At 58.5% G+C, this 26,330-nt stretch carries 25 protein-coding genes; 5 read left to right on the forward strand and 20 right to left on the reverse strand.

Annotation, left to right across the window (positions count from 1 at the left end):
- Nucleotides 1-245: 245 nt before the first annotated feature.
- Nucleotides 246-623 (reverse strand): 50S ribosomal protein L7/L12, encoded by a 378-nt coding sequence (rplL, locus tag NOR97_RS13060; protein ID WP_152459178.1) that lies wholly within the window; start codon nucleotides 621-623, stop codon nucleotides 246-248.
- A gap of 79 nt (nucleotides 624-702) precedes the next feature.
- Complete coding sequence (gene rplJ, locus NOR97_RS13065) at nucleotides 703-1,221, reverse strand: 50S ribosomal protein L10 (protein WP_170347265.1); 519 nt, start codon at nucleotides 1,219-1,221, stop codon at nucleotides 703-705.
- A gap of 330 nt (nucleotides 1,222-1,551) precedes the next feature.
- Between rplJ and NOR97_RS13070 the strand changes: the two genes are divergently transcribed.
- A complete protein-coding gene (locus NOR97_RS13070) occupies nucleotides 1,552-2,823 on the forward strand; it encodes a DUF2254 domain-containing protein (protein WP_257599367.1) in 1,272 nt (423 codons plus the stop codon).
- Between the two features lie 65 nt (nucleotides 2,824-2,888).
- On the opposite strand, the gene rplA is transcribed toward NOR97_RS13070, so the two are convergent.
- Both rplA and rplK read right to left on the reverse strand, forming a co-directional pair.
- Nucleotides 2,889-3,587: a 50S ribosomal protein L1 gene (gene rplA / locus NOR97_RS13075; RefSeq protein WP_257599368.1), complete on the reverse strand. Its 699-nt coding sequence runs from the start codon at nucleotides 3,585-3,587 to the stop codon at nucleotides 2,889-2,891.
- 1 nt (nucleotide 3,588) lies between these two features.
- Complete coding sequence (gene rplK, locus NOR97_RS13080; RefSeq protein ID WP_170347267.1) at nucleotides 3,589-4,038, reverse strand: 50S ribosomal protein L11; 450 nt, start codon at nucleotides 4,036-4,038, stop codon at nucleotides 3,589-3,591.
- A gap of 382 nt (nucleotides 4,039-4,420) precedes the next feature.
- Between rplK and NOR97_RS13085 the strand changes: the two genes are divergently transcribed.
- The gene (locus NOR97_RS13085; protein ID WP_257599369.1) at nucleotides 4,421-5,650 is read left to right on the forward strand and encodes a peptidoglycan-binding domain-containing protein; all 1,230 of its coding nucleotides are present in this window, start codon (nucleotides 4,421-4,423) and stop codon (nucleotides 5,648-5,650) included.
- Between the two features lie 87 nt (nucleotides 5,651-5,737).
- Here the strand turns inward: NOR97_RS13085 and nusG are convergent, their stop codons facing one another.
- The 10 genes from nusG to ccoN form a co-directional block, all read right to left on the reverse strand.
- Nucleotides 5,738-6,271, reverse strand: a complete 534-nt coding sequence (gene nusG / locus NOR97_RS13090) for a transcription termination/antitermination protein NusG (protein ID WP_152459924.1) — start codon at nucleotides 6,269-6,271, stop codon at nucleotides 5,738-5,740.
- A 199-nt stretch (nucleotides 6,272-6,470) separates the two neighbouring features.
- On the reverse strand, nucleotides 6,471-6,668 hold the full coding sequence (gene secE / locus NOR97_RS13095) for a preprotein translocase subunit SecE (protein WP_050605011.1): 198 nt from the start codon (nucleotides 6,666-6,668) through the stop codon (nucleotides 6,471-6,473).
- Between the two features lie 99 nt (nucleotides 6,669-6,767).
- Complete coding sequence (ccoS, locus tag NOR97_RS13100; protein ID WP_117872195.1) at nucleotides 6,768-6,926, reverse strand: cbb3-type cytochrome oxidase assembly protein CcoS; 159 nt, start codon at nucleotides 6,924-6,926, stop codon at nucleotides 6,768-6,770.
- A 5-nt stretch (nucleotides 6,927-6,931) separates the two neighbouring features.
- Nucleotides 6,932-9,109 (reverse strand): heavy metal translocating P-type ATPase, encoded by a 2,178-nt coding sequence (locus tag NOR97_RS13105; protein ID WP_257599370.1) that lies wholly within the window; start codon nucleotides 9,107-9,109, stop codon nucleotides 6,932-6,934.
- 2 nt (nucleotides 9,110-9,111) lie between these two features.
- Complete coding sequence (locus tag NOR97_RS13110) at nucleotides 9,112-9,570, reverse strand: FixH family protein (protein WP_170347270.1); 459 nt, start codon at nucleotides 9,568-9,570, stop codon at nucleotides 9,112-9,114.
- Nucleotides 9,571-9,572: 2 nt separating this feature from the next.
- Entirely contained in the window at nucleotides 9,573-11,000 is a 1,428-nt protein-coding gene (gene ccoG / locus NOR97_RS13115; protein WP_170347271.1) for a cytochrome c oxidase accessory protein CcoG, read from the reverse strand.
- A gap of 420 nt (nucleotides 11,001-11,420) precedes the next feature.
- Nucleotides 11,421-12,284: a cytochrome-c oxidase, cbb3-type subunit III gene (ccoP, locus tag NOR97_RS13120; RefSeq protein WP_257599371.1), complete on the reverse strand. Its 864-nt coding sequence runs from the start codon at nucleotides 12,282-12,284 to the stop codon at nucleotides 11,421-11,423.
- Nucleotides 12,281-12,466 (reverse strand): cbb3-type cytochrome c oxidase subunit 3, encoded by a 186-nt coding sequence (locus tag NOR97_RS13125; RefSeq protein ID WP_170347273.1) that lies wholly within the window; start codon nucleotides 12,464-12,466, stop codon nucleotides 12,281-12,283. Before NOR97_RS13125 ends, ccoP begins: the two co-directional genes overlap by 4 nt.
- A gap of 12 nt (nucleotides 12,467-12,478) precedes the next feature.
- The gene (ccoO, locus tag NOR97_RS13130) at nucleotides 12,479-13,207 is read right to left on the reverse strand and encodes a cytochrome-c oxidase, cbb3-type subunit II (protein ID WP_170347274.1); all 729 of its coding nucleotides are present in this window, start codon (nucleotides 13,205-13,207) and stop codon (nucleotides 12,479-12,481) included.
- A 14-nt stretch (nucleotides 13,208-13,221) separates the two neighbouring features.
- Nucleotides 13,222-14,829, reverse strand: coding sequence for a cytochrome-c oxidase, cbb3-type subunit I (ccoN, locus tag NOR97_RS13135; RefSeq protein WP_170347275.1), 1,608 nt, complete (start codon nucleotides 14,827-14,829; stop codon nucleotides 13,222-13,224).
- 201 nt (nucleotides 14,830-15,030) lie between these two features.
- On the opposite strand from ccoN, the gene NOR97_RS13140 reads away from it, so the two are divergent.
- Nucleotides 15,031-15,870 carry a universal stress protein gene (locus tag NOR97_RS13140; RefSeq protein ID WP_257599372.1) on the forward strand — a complete coding sequence of 280 codons (840 nt, stop codon included), beginning with the start codon at nucleotides 15,031-15,033 and terminating at the stop codon, nucleotides 15,868-15,870.
- Nucleotides 15,871-15,907: 37 nt separating this feature from the next.
- Here NOR97_RS13140 and NOR97_RS13145 read toward each other — a convergent pair whose 3' ends face one another.
- Together NOR97_RS13145 and fnrL are read right to left on the reverse strand one after the other, a co-directional pair.
- The gene (locus NOR97_RS13145) at nucleotides 15,908-16,162 is read right to left on the reverse strand and encodes a GlsB/YeaQ/YmgE family stress response membrane protein (RefSeq protein WP_170347277.1); all 255 of its coding nucleotides are present in this window, start codon (nucleotides 16,160-16,162) and stop codon (nucleotides 15,908-15,910) included.
- 71 nt (nucleotides 16,163-16,233) lie between these two features.
- Complete coding sequence (gene fnrL / locus NOR97_RS13150; protein ID WP_257599373.1) at nucleotides 16,234-16,977, reverse strand: transcriptional regulator FnrL; 744 nt, start codon at nucleotides 16,975-16,977, stop codon at nucleotides 16,234-16,236.
- Nucleotides 16,978-17,038: 61 nt separating this feature from the next.
- Here fnrL and hemN point away from each other — a divergent pair, with 61 nt between their 5' ends.
- Together hemN and NOR97_RS13160 are read left to right on the forward strand one after the other, a co-directional pair.
- Entirely contained in the window at nucleotides 17,039-18,394 is a 1,356-nt protein-coding gene (hemN, locus tag NOR97_RS13155) for an oxygen-independent coproporphyrinogen III oxidase (protein WP_257599374.1), read from the forward strand.
- Between the two features lie 212 nt (nucleotides 18,395-18,606).
- Nucleotides 18,607-20,535 (forward strand): elongation factor G, encoded by a 1,929-nt coding sequence (locus tag NOR97_RS13160; protein WP_257599375.1) that lies wholly within the window; start codon nucleotides 18,607-18,609, stop codon nucleotides 20,533-20,535.
- Between the two features lie 24 nt (nucleotides 20,536-20,559).
- Here the strand turns inward: NOR97_RS13160 and NOR97_RS13165 are convergent, their stop codons facing one another.
- From NOR97_RS13165 to NOR97_RS13180, 4 genes are read right to left on the reverse strand one after another with little or no spacing between them, the layout of a single operon-like run.
- Nucleotides 20,560-22,137, reverse strand: a complete 1,578-nt coding sequence (locus tag NOR97_RS13165) for an ABC transporter ATP-binding protein (protein WP_170347281.1) — start codon at nucleotides 22,135-22,137, stop codon at nucleotides 20,560-20,562.
- Nucleotides 22,134-23,240: an ABC transporter permease gene (locus NOR97_RS13170; RefSeq protein ID WP_257599376.1), complete on the reverse strand. Its 1,107-nt coding sequence runs from the start codon at nucleotides 23,238-23,240 to the stop codon at nucleotides 22,134-22,136. The genes NOR97_RS13165 and NOR97_RS13170 overlap by 4 nt, the downstream gene beginning before the upstream one ends.
- Nucleotides 23,241-24,335 (reverse strand): microcin C ABC transporter permease YejB, encoded by a 1,095-nt coding sequence (locus tag NOR97_RS13175; protein ID WP_152459198.1) that lies wholly within the window; start codon nucleotides 24,333-24,335, stop codon nucleotides 23,241-23,243.
- A 1-nt stretch (nucleotide 24,336) separates the two neighbouring features.
- Nucleotides 24,337-26,241: an extracellular solute-binding protein gene (locus tag NOR97_RS13180; protein ID WP_257599377.1), complete on the reverse strand. Its 1,905-nt coding sequence runs from the start codon at nucleotides 26,239-26,241 to the stop codon at nucleotides 24,337-24,339.
- Between the last annotated feature and the right edge of the window lie 89 nt (nucleotides 26,242-26,330).

The raw sequence follows: 26,330 nt of genomic DNA on the forward strand, positions 1-26,330 counted from the left end.
ATGTCACCTTTCGATGTTCTCAGCGGGCAAAGACACCGTCGGGCCCCGGCATCTTGCACAATCGAGACAACACGTCCGGATCAATTCATGGCCACCGTCCCGAAGGCGGCCTCCCGATCCGAAAACCGTGTCTTAGAAAACGCCTCAGGTCTTGAGGCCCTTTCTAAGACAGGTTCGGCTGGACCCGGATTTCTCCGGACCCAGCCAAATTTTTCGGCACATCAGCGATGCACCTGAGACCAAGCTTAGGCCAGCTCGACTTCGGCGCCAGCTGCTTCCAGCTTGGCTTTGACGTCTTCTGCTTCTGCTTTGTCCACGCCTTCTTTGATCTTGCCGCCGGCTTCGACCAGTTCCTTGGCTTCTTTCAGGCCCAGGCCGGTGATGCCGCGAACTTCTTTGATGACGTTGATTTTCGATGCGCCGGCGTTCTTCAGAACGACGTCGAATTCGGTTTTTTCTTCCTCAGCTGCACCGCCGGCGTCGCCAGCTGCACCTGCGACCATTACGGCGCCGCCAGCTGCGGGCTCGATGCCGTATTCGTCTTTGAGGATGGTTTTCAGTTCTTGTGCTTCCAGCAGGGTCAGACCCACGATGCTTTCTGCGAGTGCTTTCAGATCAGCCATTTTATCAGCTCTTTCCGTTTACAGTGTGTGTTCCAACGTCAGGGCATGCGCCCCACGCAGATCATTCAGTGCCAACCGCTTACGCAGCTTCCGCCTTCTCTTCGATGGTGGAAAGGATGCTTGCGATATTGCTTGCAGGTGCGCCAATCGCGCCGGCGATGTTCGAAGCAGGTGCGCCAATGCAGCCCACGATCGAAGCAATAAGCTCCTCGCGAGACGGCATTTTCGAAACAGCTTCGACGCCTTTGCGGTCCAGAGCGTTCTCGCCCATTGCACCGCCAAGGATTTCGAACTTCTTGTTCTCCTTGGCGAAGTCCTCGGCCACTTTGGCTGCTGCCACAGGGTCCTCGGAATAGGTCAGAACGGTCATCCCTGTCAGCAGGTCGGCCATGTTTTCACACGGCTTACCCTCGAGGGCGATTTTGGCGAGCCTGTTCTTGGCAACACGCACGGAACCGCCCGCTTCGCGTGCACGCGCGCGCAGGTCCTGCATCTCGGCAACTGTCAGACCGGCGTAGTGGGCAACCACTACGACGCCAGAGCTTTCGAAGATTTGGCCGAGTTCCTCGACCACTTTCTCTTTCTGGGCTCTATCCACAGTTCTCTCCAAGTTAGGGGCGAAATCTCACCCCGGCTCATATTTGCCGCAGCTTTCGCTCCGGCGTTCAGGTCCTTGTTACGGGATTAGCCAAAATGCGCCCGAGGGTGGGACCCCCAGAATTCTTTGGTCTTACCCGTCTCAGGCAGGGAATTAAGGGGCCGAATGGACCCACCCACCGTCTTGGACGAAACAAAACAAAGCGCACGACGAATCGCACGCTTTGTTCCGCAGGTCTTATTAGGGCAGATGGCCGGGGTTTCCAAGGGGTAAATTGGCCCGAACGCCAAGCCGGTAGACAATGACCGCAAACCCGAACAGGATCAACGGATGATCAAGTTGAAATCCATTTCCAAGCCGCAATTCCTGTTTCGTCAGATTTCTCGCCAATTGTGGGTTCGCACCAGCCTGATCGCCGCTCTCGCCGTGGTCAGCGCAGGGATTGGCACCTACCTCGGCGGCTTCGTCCCCGACTTTCTCACACAACGGCTGAGCACCGAGGCCGTGGCAAAGATCCTCGGCATTCTGGCGTCGTCCATGCTGGCGGTCACGACCTTTTCGCTGTCGATCATGGTCGCGGCACAGCGATGGGCCTCGAACCAGTCCTCCCCGCGCGCCCAGCAGGTGATCGAAGAAGACAGTGTCTCACAAAACGTGCTGGCCACGTTTCTCGGCGCATTCATCTTCGCGCTCGTATCGCTGATCCTTGTCGAAACCGGGGTCTACACCCAGCAGTCCATCGCCGTTGCGCTTGCGTTCACCTTGGTGGTGATCTTTTTGGTGACACTGGCGCTCTTGCTCTGGATCGACCAGTTGCCCAGCTATGGCAGCATCTCCGAAACGGCGCGCAAGATAGAAAACAACGCCAGGGGCACCATGGCCCGAGCCATAGAACTGCCGTGCCTCGGAGCCATTCCGTATCAAGCCGCCGCGGATGTTCCGCAAACAGGTCACGACGTGCGGGCCAGTTCGACAGGGAATGTGCGCCACGTGGATGTCGGTATGCTGAACTCCTGCGCCGAAGAGAATGACTGCGAGATCTGGATCATGGCGCTGCCGGGGCAATTCGTGACTGAAGGCCAGCCCCTGGCCAGAGCGACCCGGAAAATGGATGGTGAAACCATCGGGGAAGCCTTCGTGATCGGGACCGAGCGCAGCTTCAATCAAGACCCCCGCTTTGGCATTCAAACCCTGTCCGAAATCGCGCAGCGCGCGCTCTCGCCGGGTATCAACGACCCAATGACGGCAATTCAGATGGTCGAGAGGTTGCTGCGGGTTCTCCTGCCACTTGGCTCGCGGCCCACCCAACCCGCCGACCCGCAATTCCCGAGAATCCATGCCCCCGAGATCGCGATCGACACGTTCCTGCGTGACGCTTATGCGGCCATTTCCCGGGATGCCGGTGACAAAGTCGAAGTCCACGAGGCCATTCTCAGCGCGCTGACCCGACTGACGCAGACTCAAGACCGAGCAATGACAACCGCGGCCCGGGCGGCTGCGAACCAGGCATTGACCGTTGCCGAGCGCGACCTCAGGCTGGAGGCCGACAAGGCACGCGTGCGCGAAATACCCAATCAGGTCACAGTCGAACCTGCTATCTGAGAGCAAAAGAAAACCCCGGGCAGGATGACCGCCCGGGGCTCGACTTTCCGAAAGAACGTGTCGGCTTATTCGCCCGAAGCTTGCGCCACATCCACGGTCACGCCTGGGCCCATGGTCGAACTCAGCGCGATTTTCTTCATATAGGTGCCCTTGGCGCCCGACGGTTTCGCCTTGGCAACGGCCGAGATGAAGGCACGAACGTTTTCCGCCAGCTTGGCTTCGTCGAACGACGCCTTGCCAACGCCTGCGTGCACGACACCACCTTTTTCCGCCTTGAACTGAACTTCACCACCCTTGGCTGCTTCCACGGCCGCTTTCACGTCCATGGTCACGGTGCCGACCTTGGGGTTCGGCATCAGGTTGCGGGGGCCCAGAACCTTACCCAGACGACCGACGATCGGCATCATGTCCGGGGTTGCGATGCAACGGTCAAAGTCGATGTTGCCGGCCTGGATGCTCTCCATCAGGTCTTCTGCACCAACGATATCCGCGCCTGCTTCTTTCGCTTCGTCCGCCTTGGGGCCACGTGCGAACACGGCAACGCGCATCGCTTTACCTGTGCCGTTCGGCAGGCCGACAACACCGCGCACCATCTGGTCTGCGTGACGGGTGTCAACGCCCAGGTTCATGGCGATTTCGATGGTCTCGTCGAATTTCGAGGTTGCGTTGGCTTTGACCAGGGCAACTGCTTCTTCAACCGACAGGTTTTCCTTGCCGGCGACAGCTTCGCGCGCAGCGCGGGTACGTTTACCGAGTTTTGCCATCTTATTTCACCTCGATGCCCATGGAACGGGCCGAGCCCAGGATGATCTTCATTGCGCCTTCGACGTCGGTCGCGTTCAGATCCTTCATTTTGGCTTCGGCGATCTCGCGCACCTGCTTGGTGGTCACGGTTGCCACGGTCTCACGGCCGGGGTTCTCCGCGCCACGGGGGCGGTTACGCTTGCCGACCGGCTTCAGACCAGCCGCTTTTTTCAGGTAATAAGACGCGGGCGGCGTCTTGATGTCCATGGTGAAGGACTTGTCCTGATAATAGGTGATCACGGTCGGGCACGGAGCGCCGGGCTCCATGTCTGCTGTCTTGGCGTTGAACGCCTTGCAGAATTCCATGATGTTGATGCCGCGCTGACCCAGCGCCGGACCAACTGGCGGCGACGGGTTCGCCTGACCTGCAGGAACCTGCAGTTTCATTGTACCAGCAAGCTTCTTGGCCATTTGGTTTTCCTTTCAACTTGGGTGAAACGCGTCCCACCCAGATTATGTTGCGTGGTCCGGTCCGGGATCGCGACCCCGGCAACCTCCCACGAGAGAATCTCGCCCGAAGACGATAGAGGCGGCGTTTACATGGGATCAGGAGAGATGACAAGTGGTTGGCGCGCCAATCGGACAACACCGAATCAAACCCCGAGAGGATTCTTGCCGCCTGCGAGGCTGCACGCGTGTCTCCGTACAGTTTCGAATTCCTCTAACAATCTGCAAAGACGTGAAAAACCACCAGTTCGCCGCCGATCAATCGCAACATAGGCGCTTGCTTCCCCACAACATGGATGACCGTGCTATAATCCGTTAAAAATGTGATTATTGGTGGAGGTTAATTATGATACTTCGTTTGGCTTTAACTCTTGGCATCGCCTTTTCTCTTGCTGCGGCCATCCCTCAAACGGCGCGGGCCGACGCTGGAGAGTTTCTTGGTGGTGCGGTCGTCGGCGGGATCGTTGGTTACGCAATTGGCAAGGACCAACAAAAGAAGAAATCTCAGCGAACAACCACATCGAACCGCACCTATCGGTCAGGTATTCCATCGACCACGCAAGGTGCGCAAACCCAGACCGCGCTCAATTACTTCGGGTACAATGCAGGACGGGTCGATGGTCAGGTCGGTCGCGGCACCCGGTCCGCAATCGAACGCTATCAGGCCTCGATGGGTTATCCTGTAAACGGCTATGATTTTCAGCCGTATCAGTATGACTTTCTGATGCAAGCCTATTACTGGGCTACAAGCGGTGGACAGGCGACGACGCAACTTGCGGGTCAACCGCTTCTGATGGCGTATCGCCGTCAGGTGCAAACGGGATCTGCTTTGGCTGCTGCCCCTCAGGCTCCGGCACAAACCGCCCCGGCACAACCTGTTCCGGTTGCGACACCGCAAGAACCTGAGCCCGAGACAACCGAAACAACGTCTGCCAGCCTGCCGAGCCTGTTTTCCGGCGGCACCGGAGGCCCGTCGCTGGCCAATCGCTGTAGCGGGGTCATGCTGCAAACATCTACCAATGGCGGCTATACGACCCTGTCGAACATGTCCGATCCCGACTTTGCGCTCAGTGAACAGTTCTGCCTTGCCCGCAGCTACGCGATGGCGCGCGGTGAAGATCTGATTCAGGATATCCAGGGACTGACACCGGAGCAGGTCAGCGCCCAATGCGATTCATATGGTGAAATGGTGGCGCCTCAGGTTGATGCTCTGTCGATCAACTCGAAAACTGAGGCTGAAACCCAGATGCGCAAGCTGGCGCTGGACTCGGGCCTCAGCCCCCAAGATCTTGCCGCGACAAGCAAGGTCTGCCTGGCGATCGGCTATCGTCAGGACAACATGGATGCCGCGCTTGGATCTGCCCTGATGCTGGTCGCAATGGGTGAGCCGGCCTATGGCGAGCTGATTGGCCACCATCTGCGCGAAGGCTTCGGTGTGCAGAAACGTCGCGACCTTGCGATGCAGTGGTATGACGCGAGCCTTTCGGCACTGGATGCCGGATCGCAGGCTGTGTTCCTGCCATCCCAGACCGACCGCCCGCAACTCTTGCGCGCGGCCATGGTTCAAGCGCAATAGGTCGATACGTTTTCAGCGAATACCTGAACAAAAAAACGCCGCGTTGCCCTTGGCATCGCGGCGTTTCAATTCTTTGGGAGAGTTTCCTCAGCTCTGCTTGGTGACCTGCGTGAAGTCCAGCTCGACCGGAGTTTCCCGTCCGAAGATCGAAACCGAAACCTTCAGCTTCTGGTTTTCGTCGTCCACACCTTCGACCATGCCGTCGAAATCCTCGAACGGGCCGTCGTTGACCTTGACCTTCTCACCGACCTCGAAGCTGATCATCAGCTTGGGTGCTTCTTCACCTTCCTGAACACGATTGAGGATCTGATTGACCTCAGCATCGCGCATCGGCATCGGGCGGCCTTGCGGGCCCAGGAAACCGGTGACGCGGTTGATCGAGTTGATCAGGTGGTACCCCTGATCCGACATTTCCATATGCACCAGCACGTAGCCGGGCATAAAGCGGCGTTCGGTCGTGACCTTCTTGCCCCGGCGCACTTCGATCACCTCTTCGGTGGGCACCAGAACTTCGTCGATATCGTCCTCAAGGCCCTGTTCAGCCACCGACGTGCGGATCTGTTCTGCGATCTTCTTTTCGAAATTCGAAAGAACGCTGACCGAGTACCACCGTTTCGCCATGAACCTGTTGTCCTTGTTTGTCTTCGGGGCATCAAGCGTACCGGACACACCCGTCATTAAAATCTTGTCACGCCATCCGGAATAAAAAGCGGCGCGCAGCCCGAATCGCCACACGCCCATTCCGAATAGTACCGCGTCACCTACTCTGACATTGCCCGCAGCGCAAGGGGGCAGAGACGTTTCAGCGCGCCGATTCCGTCTAGCTGAAAGCACCCAGGATCAGTTGCAGACCACCCCGGATACCCAGATCGACCAAAGCAAAAAATACAGCCGTCAACGCCGCCATGATGAAGACCATTACCGTGGTCAACAGCACCTCGCGCCGGGTCGGCCAGACGACCTTTGAGACTTCGGCACGGACCTGCTGAATGAACTGGATCGGATTGGTGGTGGCCATTTGGCGTGTTCTCTCTGCTAGCGGATGGGCCGGACATAGCCGGGCATTGCGGCAATTTCAAGGGCAGTTGGTTCAACTCTGCCTGTATCGGGTATTCGTTCAGGGTTTGGGTTTGTCATCCCATTCATCGCTCAGGATCCGGCGCGCGTCACCTTCGGGGTCTTCGTACTGGTTCGAACGAACGGTATAGACAAAGGCGGCCAGACCAACGCCCCCCAGAAACAGGGAAATCGGGATCAGATAGGCAAGCACTTCCATTCAGGTTACCTCAGCCGCAGGGCGTTCAGGGACACGGTAATGGACGAGGTCGACATCGCCAAGGCCGCGATCAGTGGTGTCGCCAGTCCGGCAACGGCCAGAGGAACAGCGATCACGTTGTAAATGGTTGCGATTCTGAAGTTCTCGCGAATGCGCCTGGTGGCCTTGACGGCCGTGTCGCACGCATCCGCAATGGGTGAAAGATCGTTACCCAACAGCACGATATCCGACGCGACCCGCGCCGCATCCAGCGCAGAGGCCGGAGAGATCGACACATGCGCCGCCGCCAAAGCAGCGGTATCGTTCAGCCCGTCGCCAACCATCAGAACTTTGTGGCCCTCATCGCTGAGATCCTGAATGCGTCTTGCCTTGTCCTGCGGCAATGCCTCGGCGATCCAATCCGTGATTCCAAGTTTTTCAGCCAAGGCGCGCACCGCCCCCTGCGAATCCCCTGACATCAAAAGCACATGTTTGCCCGAAGCACGCAGGGCATCCACCGCCTCAGCGGCGCCCGGGCGCAACGCGTCCGAGAATCGGAAGGCCACGGGTGCGTCCTCGCCGATTGCCAACCAGGCCGAAGTGTCGGTGCCCTGATCCGCGCCGACCCAGGCCGCCCGACCCAGGCGAACGCGTTGACCGCGAAATTCCCCCTCGGTGCCATAGCCGGGAACCTCGGCTATTCCCCGCACATTTGCTGGTTTGATCCCCGCCGCACGCGCCGCTTTTGCCAGTGATACGGACAAAGGATGCGCAGAAGCCTCGGCCAGCGCCAGAGCGACCTCGACCTTGGCGCGGGCATGGTCTCCTAGATTGACCAGTTCCGGCGCGCCGGATGTCAGCGTGCCCGTCTTGTCGAATACAACCGTGTCGGCTTCGGACAGCCGCTCCAGTGCAGTGGCGTGCTTGATCAGCATCCCTTTGCGGAACAACCGGCCCGACGCGGCCGTGGTTACCGCAGGCACGGCAAGGCCCAACGCACAGGGGCAGGTAATAATCAGAACAGCCGCCGCGATGTTCAGTGCCGTGCGCACGTCACCGGAATAGATGTACCACCCAACAAAGCTGAGCGCCGACAGAATATGAACCCCGGGCGCATAGAGCTTGGCAGCCTTGTCGGCCAACGAGGTATAGCGGGACCGGCCAGACTCGGCGATAGCGACCAGATCAGCCATACGATGGAGCGACGTGTCTTCACCCACCGCCGTTGCCCGGATTGTCAGCGGACCCGTCAGGTTGACTTCACCCGCGCTCACAACCTGCCCGGCTTCGGCAAAAACAGGCACCGTTTCACCCGTCAGAAGGGATCGATCCAATTCGGACTGACCCGAAACGATCTGGCCGTCCACCGGCATGCGCCCACCCGGTCGCACAAGGATCAGATCTCCGACACACAATTCGGCTACGGGAACTTCATCTTCGGCCCCATCGACCACACGAATGGCGCGGGGAACTTCCAACGCTGTCAATTCCTCGGCCGCAGATCGCGCTGCGGCACGGGTGCGGTAATCAAGATACCGTCCGGCCAGCAGAAAGAAGGTCAATGTCAGAGCGGCGTCGAAATAGGCATGCTCGCCGCTCAACGCGGTTTCCCAAAGCGACGTGACCAGCGCCAACAGGATCGCCAGCACAATCGGCACATCCATATTCAGCCGTCGCACGCGCAGGGCGCTCCAGGCATTGGCAAAGAACGGCTGGGCCGAGAACGCAATGGCCGGCAGTGCAATGGCCGCTGAAATCCAGTGGAACATGTCCCGTGTTGCATCCGTCGCACCGGACCACACCGACACCGACAGCAACATCACGTTCATGGATGCAAACCCGGCCACGGCCAGGCGCATCAGAAGATCACGCCCGGCCTTGTCCGTCTGCGTTGCGGACAAAGCCCCCGGATCAAGCTCATGTGCTTCGAATCCTGCCTGTTCAAGCACCGGGATCAGATCGCTTGCGCGCGTTTCCGGCGTGGCTTTGATCATCGCGCGTTTGAGCGTCAGGTTCACCCGGGCATCTTCGACGCCGGGATGCGCGTTCAGTTCACGCTCGACCGTCGCGATACAGGCCGAGCAATGAATGCCCGGCAGCGACAAGGCGATCTGCACATCCTCCGGTATGGGCCGGGCCGGTTCTGCCGGGGCCGCAAGGCAGCCCGGGCAGGCCGCTGTACCGGATGAAAGCTGAGCCGTCATGCCTACCCCTTCACGTATAGCGGAACGCGCTGCGAGAATTCGGCCCCGTTTCCGTCACGCGCCACCAATCTGATGTTCCAGTTGCCCTTGCCCAGTGTGGCAGGCGTGGCATAGGCCGTGCCATCAAACGTAAAATCCGGCACAAAGTCGTCGCGCACATGGGTTGCCCTGCCGACCACGGCCTGCAATTCGCGCACCTCAACCGGCGCACCGCTTTCGTCGGTGATGTGCAGGATCAGAAGGCCACCTTTGGTTTCAGCCCGAACGGTCCAGCCCAGCGCCTGTTGCTCTTTCAGGCGCTCGTTGAACTCCTGACTGGCGACATAGGAGTTCTTCACCTCGAGCCCGGGAAAGGTTTTCACCGCATTGTAGGCCAGCACGAGGTTCACCGCGATGATCACGCCAAAAGCGCCGACAAACACGGCCAAAGCGTGCTTTCCGGTGAATTTCCGTTCTGCCATGATCAGTTCCCTCGTCCGTTAAACGTGGTGTCCTTGTAGGCGCGTTCGCCGCTGCTGAGGTCTTCGACCCAGATCCGCACTGGTGTCGCCTCTGCTGCGGCCGGACCGCTGTCGCGAGGTGCCAACACATATACACGGGTCAATTGTGCCGTATCCGCCGTGACATTCACAGTATCGATCTTGGTTCCCTCGATTTCCAGTCGCATCGCCGGATCGCCCGCCAAAGACAGTTTGAACAGACGGTCCTCACCGTGCTTGTTGCGCAGACGAACGTCATAGGTGTTGCGGATCGTACCGTCCGACAGGGTGACGAAGGTGGGGTTGCGCACCGGCGCAACAGTCAGATCGATGTCAGAACGGATGAACAGTGCAAACAGCAGCCCGAATCCGACCAGCGCCCATAACGTGGTATACATGATCGTCCGCGGCCTCAGAATGTGCTTCCAGACATTCTTGGCGGGTTTACCGGATCGCTCATGGGCTTCGTCACTCAACGCCATGTAATCGATCAGCCCTCGTGGCTTACCGATCTTGGCCATCATGTCGTCACACGCGTCGATGCAAAGGGCACAGGTGATGCATTCCAGCTGCTGACCATCCCGGATATCGATCCCGACAGGGCAGACATTCACGCAGGCCATACAGTCGATACAATCTCCCAATTCAGAATCGGCCGTCCGTTTGCCTTTGCCACGCGGTTCACCCCGCCATTCGCGGTAGCCGACAACCAGCGTGTCCTCATCCATCATCGCCGCCTGAATGCGCGGCCATGGGCAGGCATAGATACAGATCTGCTCGCGGGCGAACCCGCCGAAGAAGAAGGTTGTACCCGTCAGGATCAACATCGTCGTGTACGCTACGGGATGCGCGTTGCCCGTCACAAGATCGCGGGCCAGCGTCGGTGCATCCGCGAAATAGAACACCCAGGCACCACCCGTCGCCAATCCGATCAGAAACCAGACCGTCCATTTGGTGATCCGCAAGCGAGCTTTTCGGAAATCGAGCTTTTCCTGACGGTGCAGGCGCAGGCGGGCGTTTCTGTCACCTTCAATCCACCGCTCGACCAGAATGAACAGATCCGTCCAGACGGTCTGCGGGCACGCATATCCGCACCATACGCGACCCAGAGCTGACGTAAACAGGAACAGACCCAAACCCGCCATGATCAGCAGACCGGCGACAAAGTAGAATTCGTGCGGCCAGATCTCGATCCAGAAGAAATAGAAACGCCGATTCGCCAGATCCAGCAGAACAGCCTGATCCGGCAGGCTGGGGCCACGATCCCATCTGATCCAAGGCGTCACGTAGTAGATGCCCAGCGTCACGATGAGGATGATCCATTTCAGGTTGCGGAACTTGCCCGAAACACGTCTTGGAAAGATCGGTTCACGCGCGGCGTAAAGGCTGGGGGCGGGATCGGAATCGCTCACTGGCTGGCTCCACAAATGGGTCTTCTGAAGACGTCTTGTTCCAGATCATGCACAGGCGAACTTTGACATGGGTCAAAAAGCGCATCGAGCAAACATCTTTTGAAGATCGCCCCATCTTGCCGGCGCAGGAAATGAAGTATTTTACCCGATTTTCAGCCGATTTTGGCGGAAAAACTGCTTGTGGCGCGATACCGGCTGCACGTGGTACATGCGGTTTTCCAAGTACCGACCAATTGTCGCAGCCCCGGGTCAGACCTGCCCGAATGCGGATGGTCAGCCGTCGTTGCAAAGAACGGAATGGCAAAACAACAGGAATTCAGTGTAAAAAAGCACCGGCTGTTCAGGAAACGCGCGAACAGATGGAACAGCCGGTGCTACAGCCTTCGGGCGGCGAACCGCCCGAAGGTTGCCCTCTAGGTCTTACTGGCCACCACCCAACTGGTGGACATAGGCGGATACCGCACGGATCTGCGCCTCGGTCAGGCGGGTATCCCAGTTCGGCATGACGCCAAAGCGGCTGTAGGTCACAGTTTCAGTCAAAGTCTCTTCGCTGCCACCATATAGCCAGATTGCGTCGGTCAGGTTCGGTGCCCCCTGGAAGATGTCACCCGTACCATCCTCGCCATGGCAGGACGCGCAATTGTCTTCGAAGACAACCTTGCCCGCCTGTGCCGCCGCGTCATCGGTCTGTGCGTTGCTCAGCGACATGACATACTGAACCACCTGCGTGATTTCATCATGCTCGAGGATTTCACCGAAGGCAGGCATCTCGGAATAGCGTGCATCGTCGCTTTCTTCGTTCCGGATACCATAGCTGACGGTGTAGACGATATCTTCCATCGTACCACCCCACAGCCAGGCGTCATCCAGCAGGTTCGGGAAACCAGGCGCGCCCTGTGCACCGGAACCGTGGCACTGCGCACACCAGGTACGGAACACGGCACCGCCAGAGTTCACGGCATATTGCTGAAGCTCAGCGTCTTTTGCGATGTCTTCCAGCGGTGTTTCCACCAGTTTGGCGTTCCAGGGTGCATTTGCCTCTTCGAATGCAACCATCTCCTGCTGGACCAAAGCCCGCGTAGACCAGCCCAGGACGCCGGCGGTTGCCGACTGCACCAGGGGCCATGCTGGATACAAGATCGTGTAGATCACGGCCCATACGATCGTGGCGTAGAAGGTCCACAGCCACCAGCGCGGCATCGGGTTGTCGAACTCTTCGATCCCGTCCCAGCTGTGCCCGGTTGTGTTCGGATCACCCGGCTGTTTTTCAGGTGTCTTGCTCATTGCCGCGCCTCCTTGGATGTGGCGGGTTTGTCTTGATGCCGGAAGGGGATGTTGGCGGTGTCCTTGTATTCCTGCTTAGCACCGGGGCGGAAAACCCAGATGACGATGCCAACGAAGAAGGCGAACAACAGCAGCAACATCCAGCTATCCGCGAACTGCCTGAGAATTGTGTATTCTTCCATCACGATTCTCCTTTAGCGGCTTGCGTCCGGGGTGAAGGTCGAAAAATCGACCAACGTGCCCAGCATCTGAAGATAGGCAACCAACGCATCAGCTTCGGTCAACTCGGGCTGGCCGTCGAAGTTTCGCACGTTGACCTTGTCGCCATAGCGCTCCAGCAGCCCGTCATAGTCGCTGTCCGGGTCGGCCTGAGCGAGGAAGTCGGCTTGTGCGTTTTCCAGCATCTCTTCGGAATAGGGTGTCCCGACCAGAGCATTGGTGGCCATAACATCACCGATGTACTTGCCGTCAATTTTGCGATGCTCGAGGAAGCCGTATTTCGGCATCACCGATTCCGGCACCACCGATTGCGGGTCGCGCAGGTGGTCCACATGCCATTGATCAGAATAGCGGCCACCCACGCGGGCCAGATCGGGCCCGGTGCGTTTCGAACCCCACTGGAACGGGTGGTCATACATCGATTCGGCCGCCAGCGAATAGTGGCCATAGCGTTCGACCTCGTCCCGCATCGGGCGGATCATCTGGCTGTGGCAGACATAACAGCCTTCGCGGATGTAGATCTCGCGCCCCGCCATCTCGAGAGGGGTGTAGGGCCGCATGCCCTCCACCTTTTCGATGGTGTTCTCAAGGTAGAACAGCGGGGTGATCTGCACGATGCCGCCGATGGTCACGACCAGGAAGCTGAAGATCAGCAGGAGGGTCGCGTTGGTCTCGAGGATCTTGTGTTTGTCGAGAATTGCCATTGCTCCGGCCCTCCTTATTCAGCCGGGACCGCGACGGTCAGGCTGGCCTCTTTGGCCGGCGCTTTCCGGACGGTCATCCACAGGTTGTAGCACATGATCAAGGCACCAGCGACGAACATCACGCCACCCAGAGCACGCACCACATACATAGGGAACTTGGCGGCCACAGTGTCGGCGAACGAGTTCACCAGGAAGCCGTTGGCATCCACTTCACGCCACATCAGGCCTTCCATGATGCCGGTGACCCACATCGACGCCGCGTAAAGCACGATGCCGATGGTGGCGAGCCAGAAGTGCCAGCTGACCATTTGCAGCGAGTACAGACGCTCACGCTTCCACAGGACGGGCACCAGGAAGTACAGCGCGCCGAAGGTGATCATGCCGTTCCAGCCCAGCGCACCCGAGTGCACGTGACCGATGGTCCAGTCGGTGTAATGCGACAGCGAGTTCACCGCACGGATCGACATCATCGGGCCTTCGAAGGTGGACATGCCGTAGAAGCCGACCGAGATCACCATCATCCGGATCACCGGGTCGGTGCGCAGCTTGTCCCATGCGCCCGACAGGGTCATCAGACCGTTGATCATACCACCCCAGGACGGCATCCACAGGACCACCGAGAACACCATGCCCAGCGTCGAAGCCCAGTCAGGCAGCGCGGTATAGTGCAGGTGGTGCGGACCGGCCCAGATATACAGGAAGATCAGTGCCCAGAAGTGGATGATCGACAGCTTGTACGAGAATACAGGGCGCTCGGCCTGTTTCGGGATGAAATAGTACATCATGCCCAGGAAGCCGGCAGTCAGGAAGAAGCCCACGGCGTTGTGGCCGTACCACCACTGGATCATGGCGTCTTGCACGCCCGACCAGACGATGACCGATTTCGAACCCCAGATGCTGACAGGAACGGTCATGTTGTTGACCAGGTGCAGCATCGCAACGGTGACGATAAAGGCCAGGTAGAACCAGTTCGCCACATAGATATGCGGCTCTTTCCGCTTGACGATCGTGCCCAGGAACACGGCCAGGTAGGCGACCCAAACAATGGTCAGCCACAGATCGACATACCATTCAGGTTCGGCATATTCCTTGGACTGCGTTCCGCCCAGAACATAGCCGGTCGCCGCCAGCACAATGAACAGCTGATAGCCCCAGAAAACGAACCAGGCCAGATTGCCGCCCCAAAGACGCGCGGCGCTGGTACGCTGAACGACGTAGAACGACGTTGCGATCAGCGCGTTGCCACCAAAGGCAAAAATCACTGCCGACGTGTGCAGCGGACGCAAACGACCAAAGTTCAGATACCCCTGCGCCCATTCGAAATTCAGCACTGGAAAGGCCAACTGAAACGCGATGAAGGTTCCCACCAAGAATCCAACCACGCCCCAGAAAGCCGTTGCGATCACGCCATAGCGGACCACGTCGTCCATATACTCTCCGGACCGATCCACGAGGATGTCCGGCTCGTCAGTGTTTCGAAGCGTCCAGATGAACAAGCCACCGGCGATAAGCATCACCAGCAGCGCATGTACCTGATACGCCAAATCACGTGCATAATTGGTTCCGATCGCTGCAAACAGCGCGATCAGACCAAGCACGATCAGCTTGATGTAATTCGACATATTGCGTCCCTTTGCCATGCCCCGCGCGCTTTTGATTCTTGTGACGCGCGAAACCCATTTGACTGGCTGCCGTTCTGAAGCACGGCGGCTGTTACTGCTTTGATCTGTATCAAGACAGTTCTGCGTTTTCTGTGACACGCATTGTAGAGGAAACAGGCCAACTGGTCACATGAGACCAAATGCCCGAATCATGAGGTCGCGATGACTTACAAATCTCTACTCACTGTCATGACCGAAACGAAGACAGCACCCGCCGCTCTGGCGCAGATGGTGGCCTTGGCAGAATCTCAGGATGCCCATGCCGAAGCCCTGTGCCTGGGGGTCGATCGCAGTCAGACAGGTTATTACTATGCGGGTGCCAATGCGCTTATCGTTCAGGAAACACTGAGCCGGGCCAACGCCGAGGCCCAGGAGCTGTTGAATTTTGCCAATGATTACCTTGGCAAGTCCGGCGTTCGCTGGTCCGCCGAGCATGGCGTCGCGCAAATTGCTGATATAGGACGCCACGTTGCACATAGGGCACGGTTTTCCGATCTGGTGATCCTGCCGCACCCCTACGGCAAAGACCGTGGGGCCGAGGCCGAGCCCATCATCGAAGCAGCCATGTTCGAAGGGCATTGCCCGGTTCTGGTCGTACCGGACGACGTCGAACCCCTGACGGTGCCGCGCAATATCATGATAGGCTGGAACGAAAGCGTCGAGGCCATGTGCGCCATTCGTCACGCCCTGCCCTTCCTGAAACAGGCCGAGCTGGTCCGAATCGTGGTCATCGATCCACCCCGTCATGGACCCGACCGGTCTGACCCCGGCGGATTGCTGTCACAGATGCTGGCCCGACACGGGGTCAAATGTGAGATTGATGTGCTGAGCAAAAGCATGACGCGCGTGTCGGATATTCTCAACCGCCACGCATCCGATACAGAATCGGATCTGATCGTCATGGGCGCTTACGGTCATTCCCGTTTTCGCGAGGCCATTCTGGGCGGCGCAACACGCAACATGCTGGAGCAGTCTAGCGTACCCGTATTCCTTGCCCATTGATCCGCCCTTCAAAAGCCGCCTGACTTGGCGGCTTTTGTCATCCTCTGCGGATGAGGCCTATCAGGAACAACAGGATCACGGCGCCTACTGTTGCGAAGAAGATAGACGACAGCAGGCCGCCGCCAACGGCAAATCCAAGTGCCGGAAAAATCAACCCCGCAAGAAACGCGCCGACGATTCCGACAATGATGTTGCCGAAAAGACCGAACCCCCGGCCTTCCATGATCTTGCCAGACAGCCAACCGGCGATTGCGCCGACCAAAAGCATTGCCAACAAACTGGTAAATTCCATGTCGATCTCCTGAATCAGACATTCCTGCGAACAAGACCGCGACGGCTGTTGGCGGTCAAAAACCGTTCGCGTCAGACCGGAAAGCCGCCATCCGAATCGTCACCTGCCTCTTCCATCAGGCGGCCCAGATCGGGGATGGTCACGTGTCGCTTTCCTTCAAGTGTGATCACCCCGTCTTTTTTCAAAGCCGAAATCTGGCGACTGACCGTTTCCAGTGTCAAACCAAGGTAATCCGCCATTGCTTCTCGGGTCAGGGGCAGGTCGAACACTATAGATCCAGTCAGACCCTTTTGGCTGACCGAAGCGTCCCGGCGCGCAATGATCGACAGCAGGCTGGCAATCTTCTCACGCGCCGTCTTTCGACCCAGAACCAGCATCCACTCGCGGGCAGCGTCAAGCTCGTCCAACGTCATCTGCAAAAGACGATGCGCAATATGTGGGGTTTGGTCCATCAGCTCTTCGAACGGTTTCTTGCGGAAACAGCACATCACGACATCCGTCGTCGCCTGAACATCATAAGGCGCAGTATCGCGACCCGGGCGGCCAACGAAATCGCTGGGCAGCAGCAGGCCAACCATTTGAGTGCGGCCATCTTCCATCGTCTGGGTCAACGACGCGATTCCGGCCACGACCGAGCCGACGAAACTCATCTGATCCCCAGACCAGATGATCGTCTGACCCGCTTCAAAGCTGCGATAATATTTAATGCCTTCAAGCTCTTCCAGCTCGTCGGCATCACATTGGGCACAGACGGCGCGATGACGAATCGGGCAATCTCCGCAATTTGAATGGTCAAATTGTGCTTTTACTGTCATGCGCGTTCCCACTTGATCTCCATCAAAGCACCAGTGTCCTCTGTCCCCTAAGGGTATCGCCATGATAGTGAAACCACAATTGGCAAAGCTTGGACTATTTGACGCGAAAGTACCGCGTTACACAAGCTATCCCACCGCCCCCCACTTCAGCAACGACGTGGGAGCAGATATGTTTGGCGACTGGATTTCCGGGATCAAACCCGGCAGTGCCATTTCCTTGTACATCCATGTCCCATTCTGCCGCAGGCTATGCTGGTTCTGTGCCTGCCGGACACAAGGAACACAAACCGACAATCCGGTGATCGCCTATGTCGACGTTCTGAAGGCCGAACTGGATCTTCTGGCAGCACGTTTGCCCGAAGGTGTGGTTCTGTCGCGCCTGCACTGGGGCGGTGGCACGCCAACGTTGCTGAACGCCCAACTGATGCGTGAACTGGCACAACACATCCTGGGTATCGTGCCCATGGGGCCTGATGCCGAATTCTCGGTCGAGATCGATCCGAACGAGATTGACGAGGCGCGTCTGGATGCGCTGGCAGACGCGGGCATGAACCGTGCTTCGATCGGGGTGCAGGATTTCGACGACGAAATCCAGAAAACCATCGGCCGCATCCAAAGCTATGACACCACGCGCGACGCCATCGACATGATCCGCGCACGCGGCATCGCCAGCCTGAATGCGGATATTCTTTACGGCCTGCCGCATCAGACCAAGGCGCGCATGACGGAAAGCGTACAGAAGCTCCTGTCGCTCAGCCCGGATCGCGTGGCGCTTTACGGCTATGCCCATGTGCCTTGGATGGCCAAGCGGCAGCAGCTTATTCCGTCGGACGCCCTGCCCACACCGGAACAGCGCCTCGAGCTGTTCGACACGGCCCGGCGTTTGTTTCTTTGGGACAATTATGCCGAAATCGGCATCGACCATTTCGCCACTCAGGATGACGGGCTGACCCACGCTTTGCGCGCGGGCCGCCTCAAGCGGAACTTCCAGGGTTACACCGACGATCAGGCCGATGTTCTGATTGGTGTCGGGGCCAGCTCGATCTCGCGCTTCCCGCAAGGCTATGCGCAAAACGCTCCGGCCACCTCTGTCCACACCAAAGCCATTCGCGATGGGCAGTTTTCGACATCCCGAGGGCACCTCTTCAAGGGTCAGGACATTCTGCGTGCCCGCCTGATCGAGGCACTGATGTGCGATTTCAAAATCGACACGGCAGAAATCCTGCGGGATCACGATGTATCAGCCGCTGAACTGGACGAGATGTATCACGCAGCCAATGCATCTTTCGACGGGATGCTGCAAATCACTGAAACCGGGCTTTTCATACCGCCCGAAGCGCGGGCGCTGACCCGGATGATCGCCCGCAGCTTTGACGCCTATGACCTCAGCAAAGCCGGGCACAGCTCGGCCATCTGACCCTTTTTCGGCGGGCAGCATTCGGCCCGTCACGCGCAAAACACATCAGGGGCTTGACGCACGCCTGCGGTTTTTCCCACACTCATGCTGTAGGGCGGCATCTCGCTCTGCGGCCTGAGGCGGGCAAAATACAGACAATCCTTGTCGACGCCAACGCGTCGGTCGGTCCCTTTCGTGCAGCCAATCTGCAACCTGAAAGAGGGACAACACTCATGCGCGTATTCACCGTCCTCGGGCCCAGTCAATCGGGCAAATCTACGCTTGTCGAGGCCATCAGCCGCCTCGACGGGCGCCCCACCACATTCGATGTTTCCGAAACCGTGCATTTGCACGGTTTTTCTTACCTGGACGAGCCCTGGTGCGCGATCGACGTTGACGGGGGCGGCGATGCTCTGGCCTATGTCGGACCGGCAATGGCTATATCGGACGCTGCCGTAGTTGTCGTGCCCCCCGACCCGAATGCCGCCGTTTTGTGCGCGCCCTACCTGCGACTGGTAGAAGAGGCCGGCATCCCGTGTTTTCTCTTCATCAACCGGATGGACAATCCCAACGGCCGCATCCGCGATATCATCGCCGCATTGCAAACATACTGCACCCATCACATCGCCCTGCGTCAGGTCCCGATCCGCGAAGGGGATACGATCATCGGGGCGGTTGATCTGATCTCGGAACGGGCTTGGAAATATCAGGAGGGCCAGCCCTCGGCCCTGATCGAACTGCCTCAATCCGTCGAAGACCGTGAGCAGGAGGCCCGAACCGAGCTGCTGGAGACCCTGTCCGATTTCGATGACACCCTGCTGGAACAGCTCATCGAAGACAAACAGCCGCCAAGCGACGAGGTCTATGGCCTGGCGGCACAGGTCCTGAAGAACCATCAGTTGATTCCCGCCTGTCTGGGTGCCGCAAGCCACGGCAACGGGCTGACGCGCCTGATGAAGGCTCTGCGACACGAAGCCCCCGAATTTGATATCGCCGCCGGGCGCGACGAGGCCGGAGACAGCGCCCGCGCCATTGCCGGTTTTGCGGATGTCAAAAAACACATCGGAAAAATCGTCATACTGCGCGGCCTGGGGGACGGCGTGCAAGCCCATGAAGCCTTGGGCGGTGAGACCGTCGGCAACCTGACAACGCTGGATGCCAAAACCCAGATCGCCACGCTTGAGGCCGGGCAGATTGGTCTGGCGGTGAAATCCGATCACCTCAACCCCGGCTATATCTACGACAGCAATTCGGCGACGGAACTGCCGGAATGGGCGGCCTCGCATCCGGTGGCGCATCGTCAGATCGTCTCGCCTGCGCATGAGCGGGACGATGTGCGCCTGTCCAACGCCCTGAGCCGTCTGGCCGAGATCGACCCCGGCCTTCACCTGCAACAGGATGAGCTTACCGGCCACGCCGTTCTTGGGTCTCAGGGTCCGCAGCACATGCGACGCGTGACCGCCAAGCTGGCCGAGGATTTCGGGATCGAGATTGAAACCGACCAAGTCGAAACCGCCTATCGCGAAACCATCCGAACACCTGTCGAACATCGCCACAGACACCGCAAACAATCCGGCGGGGCCGGGCAATTCGCGGATGTCGTGATCTCGGTCGCACCGCTGCCGCGCGGATCTGGGTTCCAGTTCGAAGAGGTGGTCAAGGGAGGCGCGGTGCCCAAGAATTACATCCCATCCGTGGAACAGGGCGCCAGGGACGCGCTGGAGCAAGGCCCCGAGGGCTTTCCGGTGGTGGATGTGAAGGTCACGCTGCATGACGGCAAGCATCACAACGTGGACAGTTCCGATTATGCCTTCCGCACCGCGGGCAAGAACGCCGTGCGCGAAGCGCTGCCACAGGCCAAGCCCGTTGTTTTGCAGCCGATCCTGAACGCCGAAATCCACCTGCCTTCTGATTTTGTTGGCGACCTGGTGCCGACGATCAGCTCTCTGCAAGGACAGGTTCTGGGATTTGAGGGCAACCCAAACGCATCAGGCTGGGAGATTTTCAACGCCCTGATACCCGCCGTGGCCGAGGATGAGTTGCATCGCACTCTTGCCAGCGCCACGCGCGGAACCGGGTGGGTCAAGCTGAGCTTTGATCACTATGAAGAACTGCGCGGACCGGTGCCGAAAGCGGCATCCAAAGAAAAGGCAAGCGCCTGACGGCCTGACGGTGGCGGGCTGATTTCAGCCCGCCGCAGCAATCAATTCACGGGTATAGTCGGTCTGGGCATTTTCGAACAAATCCTCGGCCGTGCCCATTTCAACCACATCTCCGTTTCGCATGACGATCACCTTGTGCGACATCGCCCGCACAACTTTCAGGTCATGGCTGATGAACAGATAGGCCAGCCCGTATTTCTTTTGCAGATCGCGCAGCAGATCGACGATCTGAACCTGAACCGTCATGTCCAGCGCGCTGGTCGGTTCGTCCAGTACCAGCAGCTTGGGTCGCAAGACCATCGCGCGCGCAATCGCGATGCGCTGACGCTGCCCGCCCGAAAACTCGTGCGGATACCGGTCCATCGCCGCAGGATCCAGGCCCACTTCGTTCATCACCTCAGCGACCAGCTCGCGCGGCGCGCGATGAGGATCAACGTTGTGAATGGCCAGACCTTCCGCGATGATCTGCTGACAGGTCATACGTGGGCTGAGGCTGCCGAACGGGTCCTGAAACACGATCTGCATATCCTTGCGCAGTCGGCGCAGCTCTCGCGTGGACCATTTTCGAACATCCTGATCGCGGAAGGTGATGCCGCCTTCGGACGCGATCAGACGCATGATCGCCAGCGCCAGCGTGGTCTTGCCCGACCCGCTTTCACCCACGATCCCCAAAGTCTCACCCGCGCGTACACTCAGCGAGGCGTCATTCACCGCCTTCACATAGCCGACCGTGCGTTTCAGAAATCCCCGTTGGATCGGGAACCAGACCTTCAGATGATCAGTGCGCGCGACTTCCTCGGCATCTGTTGCAACGGCGTCTGGCTGACCCGAAGGTTCCGCGGCCAGGAGCTTGCGGGTATAGGGGTGCTGCGGGTTGTCGAAGATCTCGGCAGTCGCACCGGTCTCGACGATCTCACCATCCTTCATCACACAGACCCGATCAGCGATCCGGCGCACAATGCCCAGATCGTGGGTGATGAACAGCATCCCCATGTTTTCGGATTTCTGCAAACTGGCCAGCAACTCGAGGATCTGTGCCTGAATGGTTACATCCAACGCCGTCGTCGGTTCATCGGCGATCAGGATGTCCGGCTTGTTCGCCAGCGCCATGGCGATCATCACTCGCTGCCGCTGTCCGCCTGACAACTGGTGCGGATAGCTGTCCAGCCGGTCTTCGGGGTCGCGGATACCGACCTTGTTCAACAGTTCAAGAATCCGTTCGCGCGCGACATCACCCGTCACCCCCTGATGCAGGGCCAACGATTCCGCCATCTGCTTCTGGATCGTGTGCAGTGGGTTCAGCGATGTCATCGGCTCTTGGAAAATGAAGCTGATGTCATTGCCGCGCACATCCATCAGACGCTGCTCCGAGGCGCCGATCATCTCCTGCCCGTCATAGGTGACGGACCCGTCGACGATGGCGCTGTCGCCCAGCAACGATACGGTGCTGAGCGCGGTGACAGATTTGCCCGATCCGGATTCGCCCACCAGCGCCACGGTTTCCCCGCGATCGACATGGAACGACACGCCCCGAACCGCAGCACTGATCTGACCGTCCTGCCGGAACGAGACCTTCAGGTTGTTTACATCCAGCAGGCTCATGAGAAGGTCTTTCTGGGATCGAACGCATCCCGCACGCCCTCAAAGATGAAGACCAGCAGGGACAGCATGATGGCAAAGGTGAAAAAGGCCGTGAAGGCCAGCCACGGGGCCTGAAGGTTCTGTTTCGCCTGCAAGGTGAGCTCTCCCAGCGAGGGGGCCGAAGAGGGAAGGCCAAAACCCAGATAATCCAGCGAAGCCAGCCCGCCTATGGTGCCGGTGACGATGAAGGGCATGAAGGTCAGCGTGGCCACCATCGCGTTGGGCAGCATGTGGCGGAACATGATGGTCATGTTGCCCACGCCCAGCGCCCGCGCAGCGCGCACATATTCAAGGTTTCGCGCCCGCAGGAATTCTGCGCGCACCACACCAACCAGCCCGGTCCAGCTGAACAGGATCATCAACGCGACCAGCAGCCAGAAGCTGCGCCCCAGCACCGCGAACATGATGATGATGACGTAAAGCGAGGGCGTCGCTGACCAGATCTCGATGATCCGCTGCAAGATCAGATCCAGCCAACCGCCGAAGAAGCCCTGTATGGCACCGGCGAAAATACCGATCAGACTGGCGGCGCCCGTCACGATCAGCGTGAACAGGATCGACAGGCGGAAACCATAGATCACGCGGGCAAGAACGTCGCGCTTGGTGTCATCGGTGCCCAGCAGGTTCTGGCCGTTGGGTGGCAAGGGCGCAGCCCCGGGGCGATCGACCGATGTGTTGTAGGAATAAGGGATCAACGGCCAAATCGACCAGCCACGCTCGAACCCTTCCGCCTGGAACGTGCCGGCATCGATCTGTTCGATAATGCCTTCGGGATCGTCGAAACACTCTTCAAGGCCGCCACTGTCTATCAGACACTGAACCTCGGGGTCGCGATAGATCGCCTCCGTCTGGAAGTCTCCGCCAAAATCGGTTTCCGCGTAGAAGTTGAAGACCGGTGTATAGAACTCACCCCGGTATTTAACGAGGATCGGTTTATCGTTGGCGATGAACTCGGCAAACAGCGACAGACCGAACAGCACTGAGAAAATGATCAATGACCAGAAAGCGCGCCTGTTGCGGCAGAAATTGCTCCAGCGGCGCTGGTTCAGGGGGGACAATGCCATTTACCCCTCCCGCTTTTCGAAATCGATGCGCGGGTCGACCAGCACATACATCAGGTCGCTGATGATACCGACGACCAGGCCCATCAGGCCAAAGATGAACAGCGTGCCGAAGATCACCGGGTAATCCCGCGCCACGGCAGCTTCAAAACCCAGACGTCCCAGACCATCAAGTGAGAAGATCGTTTCAATGATGATCGAGCCTCCGAAGAACACGCCGATGAACACGGCCGGAAATCCGGCTATGACGATCAGCATCGCGTTGCGGAACACATGGCCATACAGCACCTTGCGTTCGCTCAGACCTTTGGCGCGGGCGGTCATGACATATTGCTTTTTGATCTCATCGAGAAACGAGTTCTTGGTCAGCAGCGTCAGCGTCGCAAAGGCCGAGATCGTCAGCGCAATCGTCGGCAGCGCGATATGCCAGAAGTAATCCGCGATCTTGCCAAAGAGACTCAGGCTGTCCCAGTTGTCGGATGTCAGCCCCCGCAGCGGGAAGATCTGCCAATAGGATCCACCGGCGAAAAGCACCAGCAGCAGGATGGCAAACAGAAAGCCAGGGATCGCATAGGCCACGATGATCGCAGCGCTGGTCCACGTGTCGAACTGCGAACCGTCCCTGATCGCCTTGCGAATGCCCAGAGGGATCGAAACCAGATAGGCAATCAATGTTGACCACAGGCCCAGCGAGATCGAGACCGGCATTTTCTCGAGCACCAGATCAATCACGCTGATCGAGCGGAAATAGCTTTCGCCGAAGTCCAGCGTCAGATAGTTGCCCATCATGATCAGGAACCGCTCCAGAGGCGGTTTGTCGAAACCGAATTCCTTTTCAAGTTCAGCAATGAACTCGGGCGGCAGGCCTCGCGCACCGACATATTTGTCGTCGAAAACGCCGCCCGCCGGCTCTGAACCCGCGCCGGCATCGCCCGCACCTGCAAATCCGGCGAATACATCCCCCTGACCTTCGATCTGGGCAATGATCTGCTCGACCGGACCGCCAGGCACGAATTGTACCAGCGTGAAGTTGACGATCATGATGCCCAGAAGGGTCGGGATGATCAGCAACAAACGTCTTAGAATATAGGCGCCCATGTTATCGCAGCGCGCCTTTCGCTTTCAGTGCAGCCTCTTTTTCCGGATTGATCCACCACAGATCCAGATAGCCCAGCGAATAAGGCGGCAGGTTTTCCGGGTATTCATACATATCGTAATATGCCACCCAGTGGTCAGCGATGTATCCTACGGGGATCACGAAGAACTCATACCTGAGGGCGCGATCCAACGCCTTCAACGCCGCGTCCTGATCCGCCTGATTGTCGGTATCAAAGGATGCTTCGATGATTGCGTCAACCAAAGGGCTGGCCAATCCGGCCGGGTTGAAAAGACTGAATGCAGCCTCTTTCGACCCGTACATCTGGCTCAACCCGCCGCCGGTCGACAAAAAAGACCCGTATCGTGTGGAATAGACCATGTCATAGTCCCGCTCGCGGCTGCGCAGCGTGTATTGCGCCGGGTCAACCTTTTCCGCCGACGCATCCACGCCAATGGCTTGCAGGTTCTGGACATAGGTTTCAATCATCGTGGCCGTCGAGGTCGGCAGGTTTGAAGGATAGGGGAAATCCACCCTGAGCGTCTGCCCTTCCGCGTTGCGCCGCACGTTGCCATCGCCGACGGGCCACCCGGCCTCGTCCAGCAGTTTCGCGGCTTTTCGCAGATTTCTGCGATCATTCAGACGCGCGGGGTTTGACTCGTGTACCGTCACGGCAGGTTCTGAAAGAAGGTCCTCGGGCACAACCTCACCCAGCCCTTGAAGAAACGCCAGCTCATCGCCCTCGGGCAGGCCTTGCGCTTCCAACGGGGTGCCTTGTGTAAAGGAATTGCGCGGTGAATTCAGACCAAACAGCAGGGATTCATTGGCCCATTCGAAATTGAAGGCCAGGGCAAGGGCCTTGCGTACGTTCTTGTCTGAAAACTGCGGTTTTCCGAGGTTGAAGACGAAGCCTGACGGTGTTGGCGGGCTGCCATCCGGTATCTCGTCCCGTACGATCACACCTTCGTTCATCTTCGGGAAATCATATGCCGTCGCCCAAAGCTTGGGATCACTTTCAATCCGCAACGTGTATTCACCGGCCTTGAACCCCTCGAACGCCGCTGTCTGATCGGCAAAATACTCGACGCGGATCGTATCGAAATTGTTGCGACCGACATTGAATGGCAGATCCTTACCCCAATAGTCGTCTCGTCGCTTGTAAACGATACGGCGATTGATGTCATAGCTGTCGAGTTTATAGGGGCCCGATCCGACCGCCACTTCCAGCCGCGGCTCATCCAGGCGCCGGGACTCGTCCGCCTCGAACCATGCTTTCGAAAAGACGGGGGTCGACCCAACGGTTTCGATCAAACTGCGGCGGGTGACTTCCGGATTGAACGTGAACTTGACCGTGTGATCATCCAGCGCTTCGGCCCCCGTCACCATGCGGCCCACGGCTTGGGCGTACGAAGGCAGGCCCTGTTCGATGAACAGGCGGTGGCTGTAAACGACATCCTCGGCCGTCACCGGCGTGCCATCCCAAAAGGTTGCTTCGGGTCGCAAATGGAAAATGACGTAGTTGCGCCCTTCATCATATTCCAGGCTTTCCGCCAGCACGCCGTAATACTGCCCGACTCCGTCATCCGAGCTTTCGAACAGGCGGTCATATTGCAGCGTAGTCAAGGCGCCTGCGCGCCCCTTGCGGGAATAGGGATTGAGGGAATCGAACGTCCCTGAAGCCGCCAAGGACAACTCACCACCTTTGGGCGCATCTGGATTCACATAATTCAGATGCGGATAGTCAGCAGGGTAATCCAGATTTCCGAAATACGAATATCCATGACTGCGGGTAACCCCCTCGTCCAATGCCAAAGCGGCTTGCGGTGAGAGAAGAACAGCACAAAGCCCGAATATGCCAGCCAATGGCCTGACCTTAAGATCACGTGCAGCAGGCATTAGGGATATCATGTGGCTCATCCTCTGGGTCATTGTCATCTTTTTTGTCGCATACGCTAGCTAAAGTGCCAACGCTGACAGTTTCAAGTTTAGAATGCGTG

Source organism: Ruegeria sp. YS9, assembly GCF_024628725.1.
GTDB lineage: Bacteria > Pseudomonadota > Alphaproteobacteria > Rhodobacterales > Rhodobacteraceae > Ruegeria > Ruegeria atlantica_C.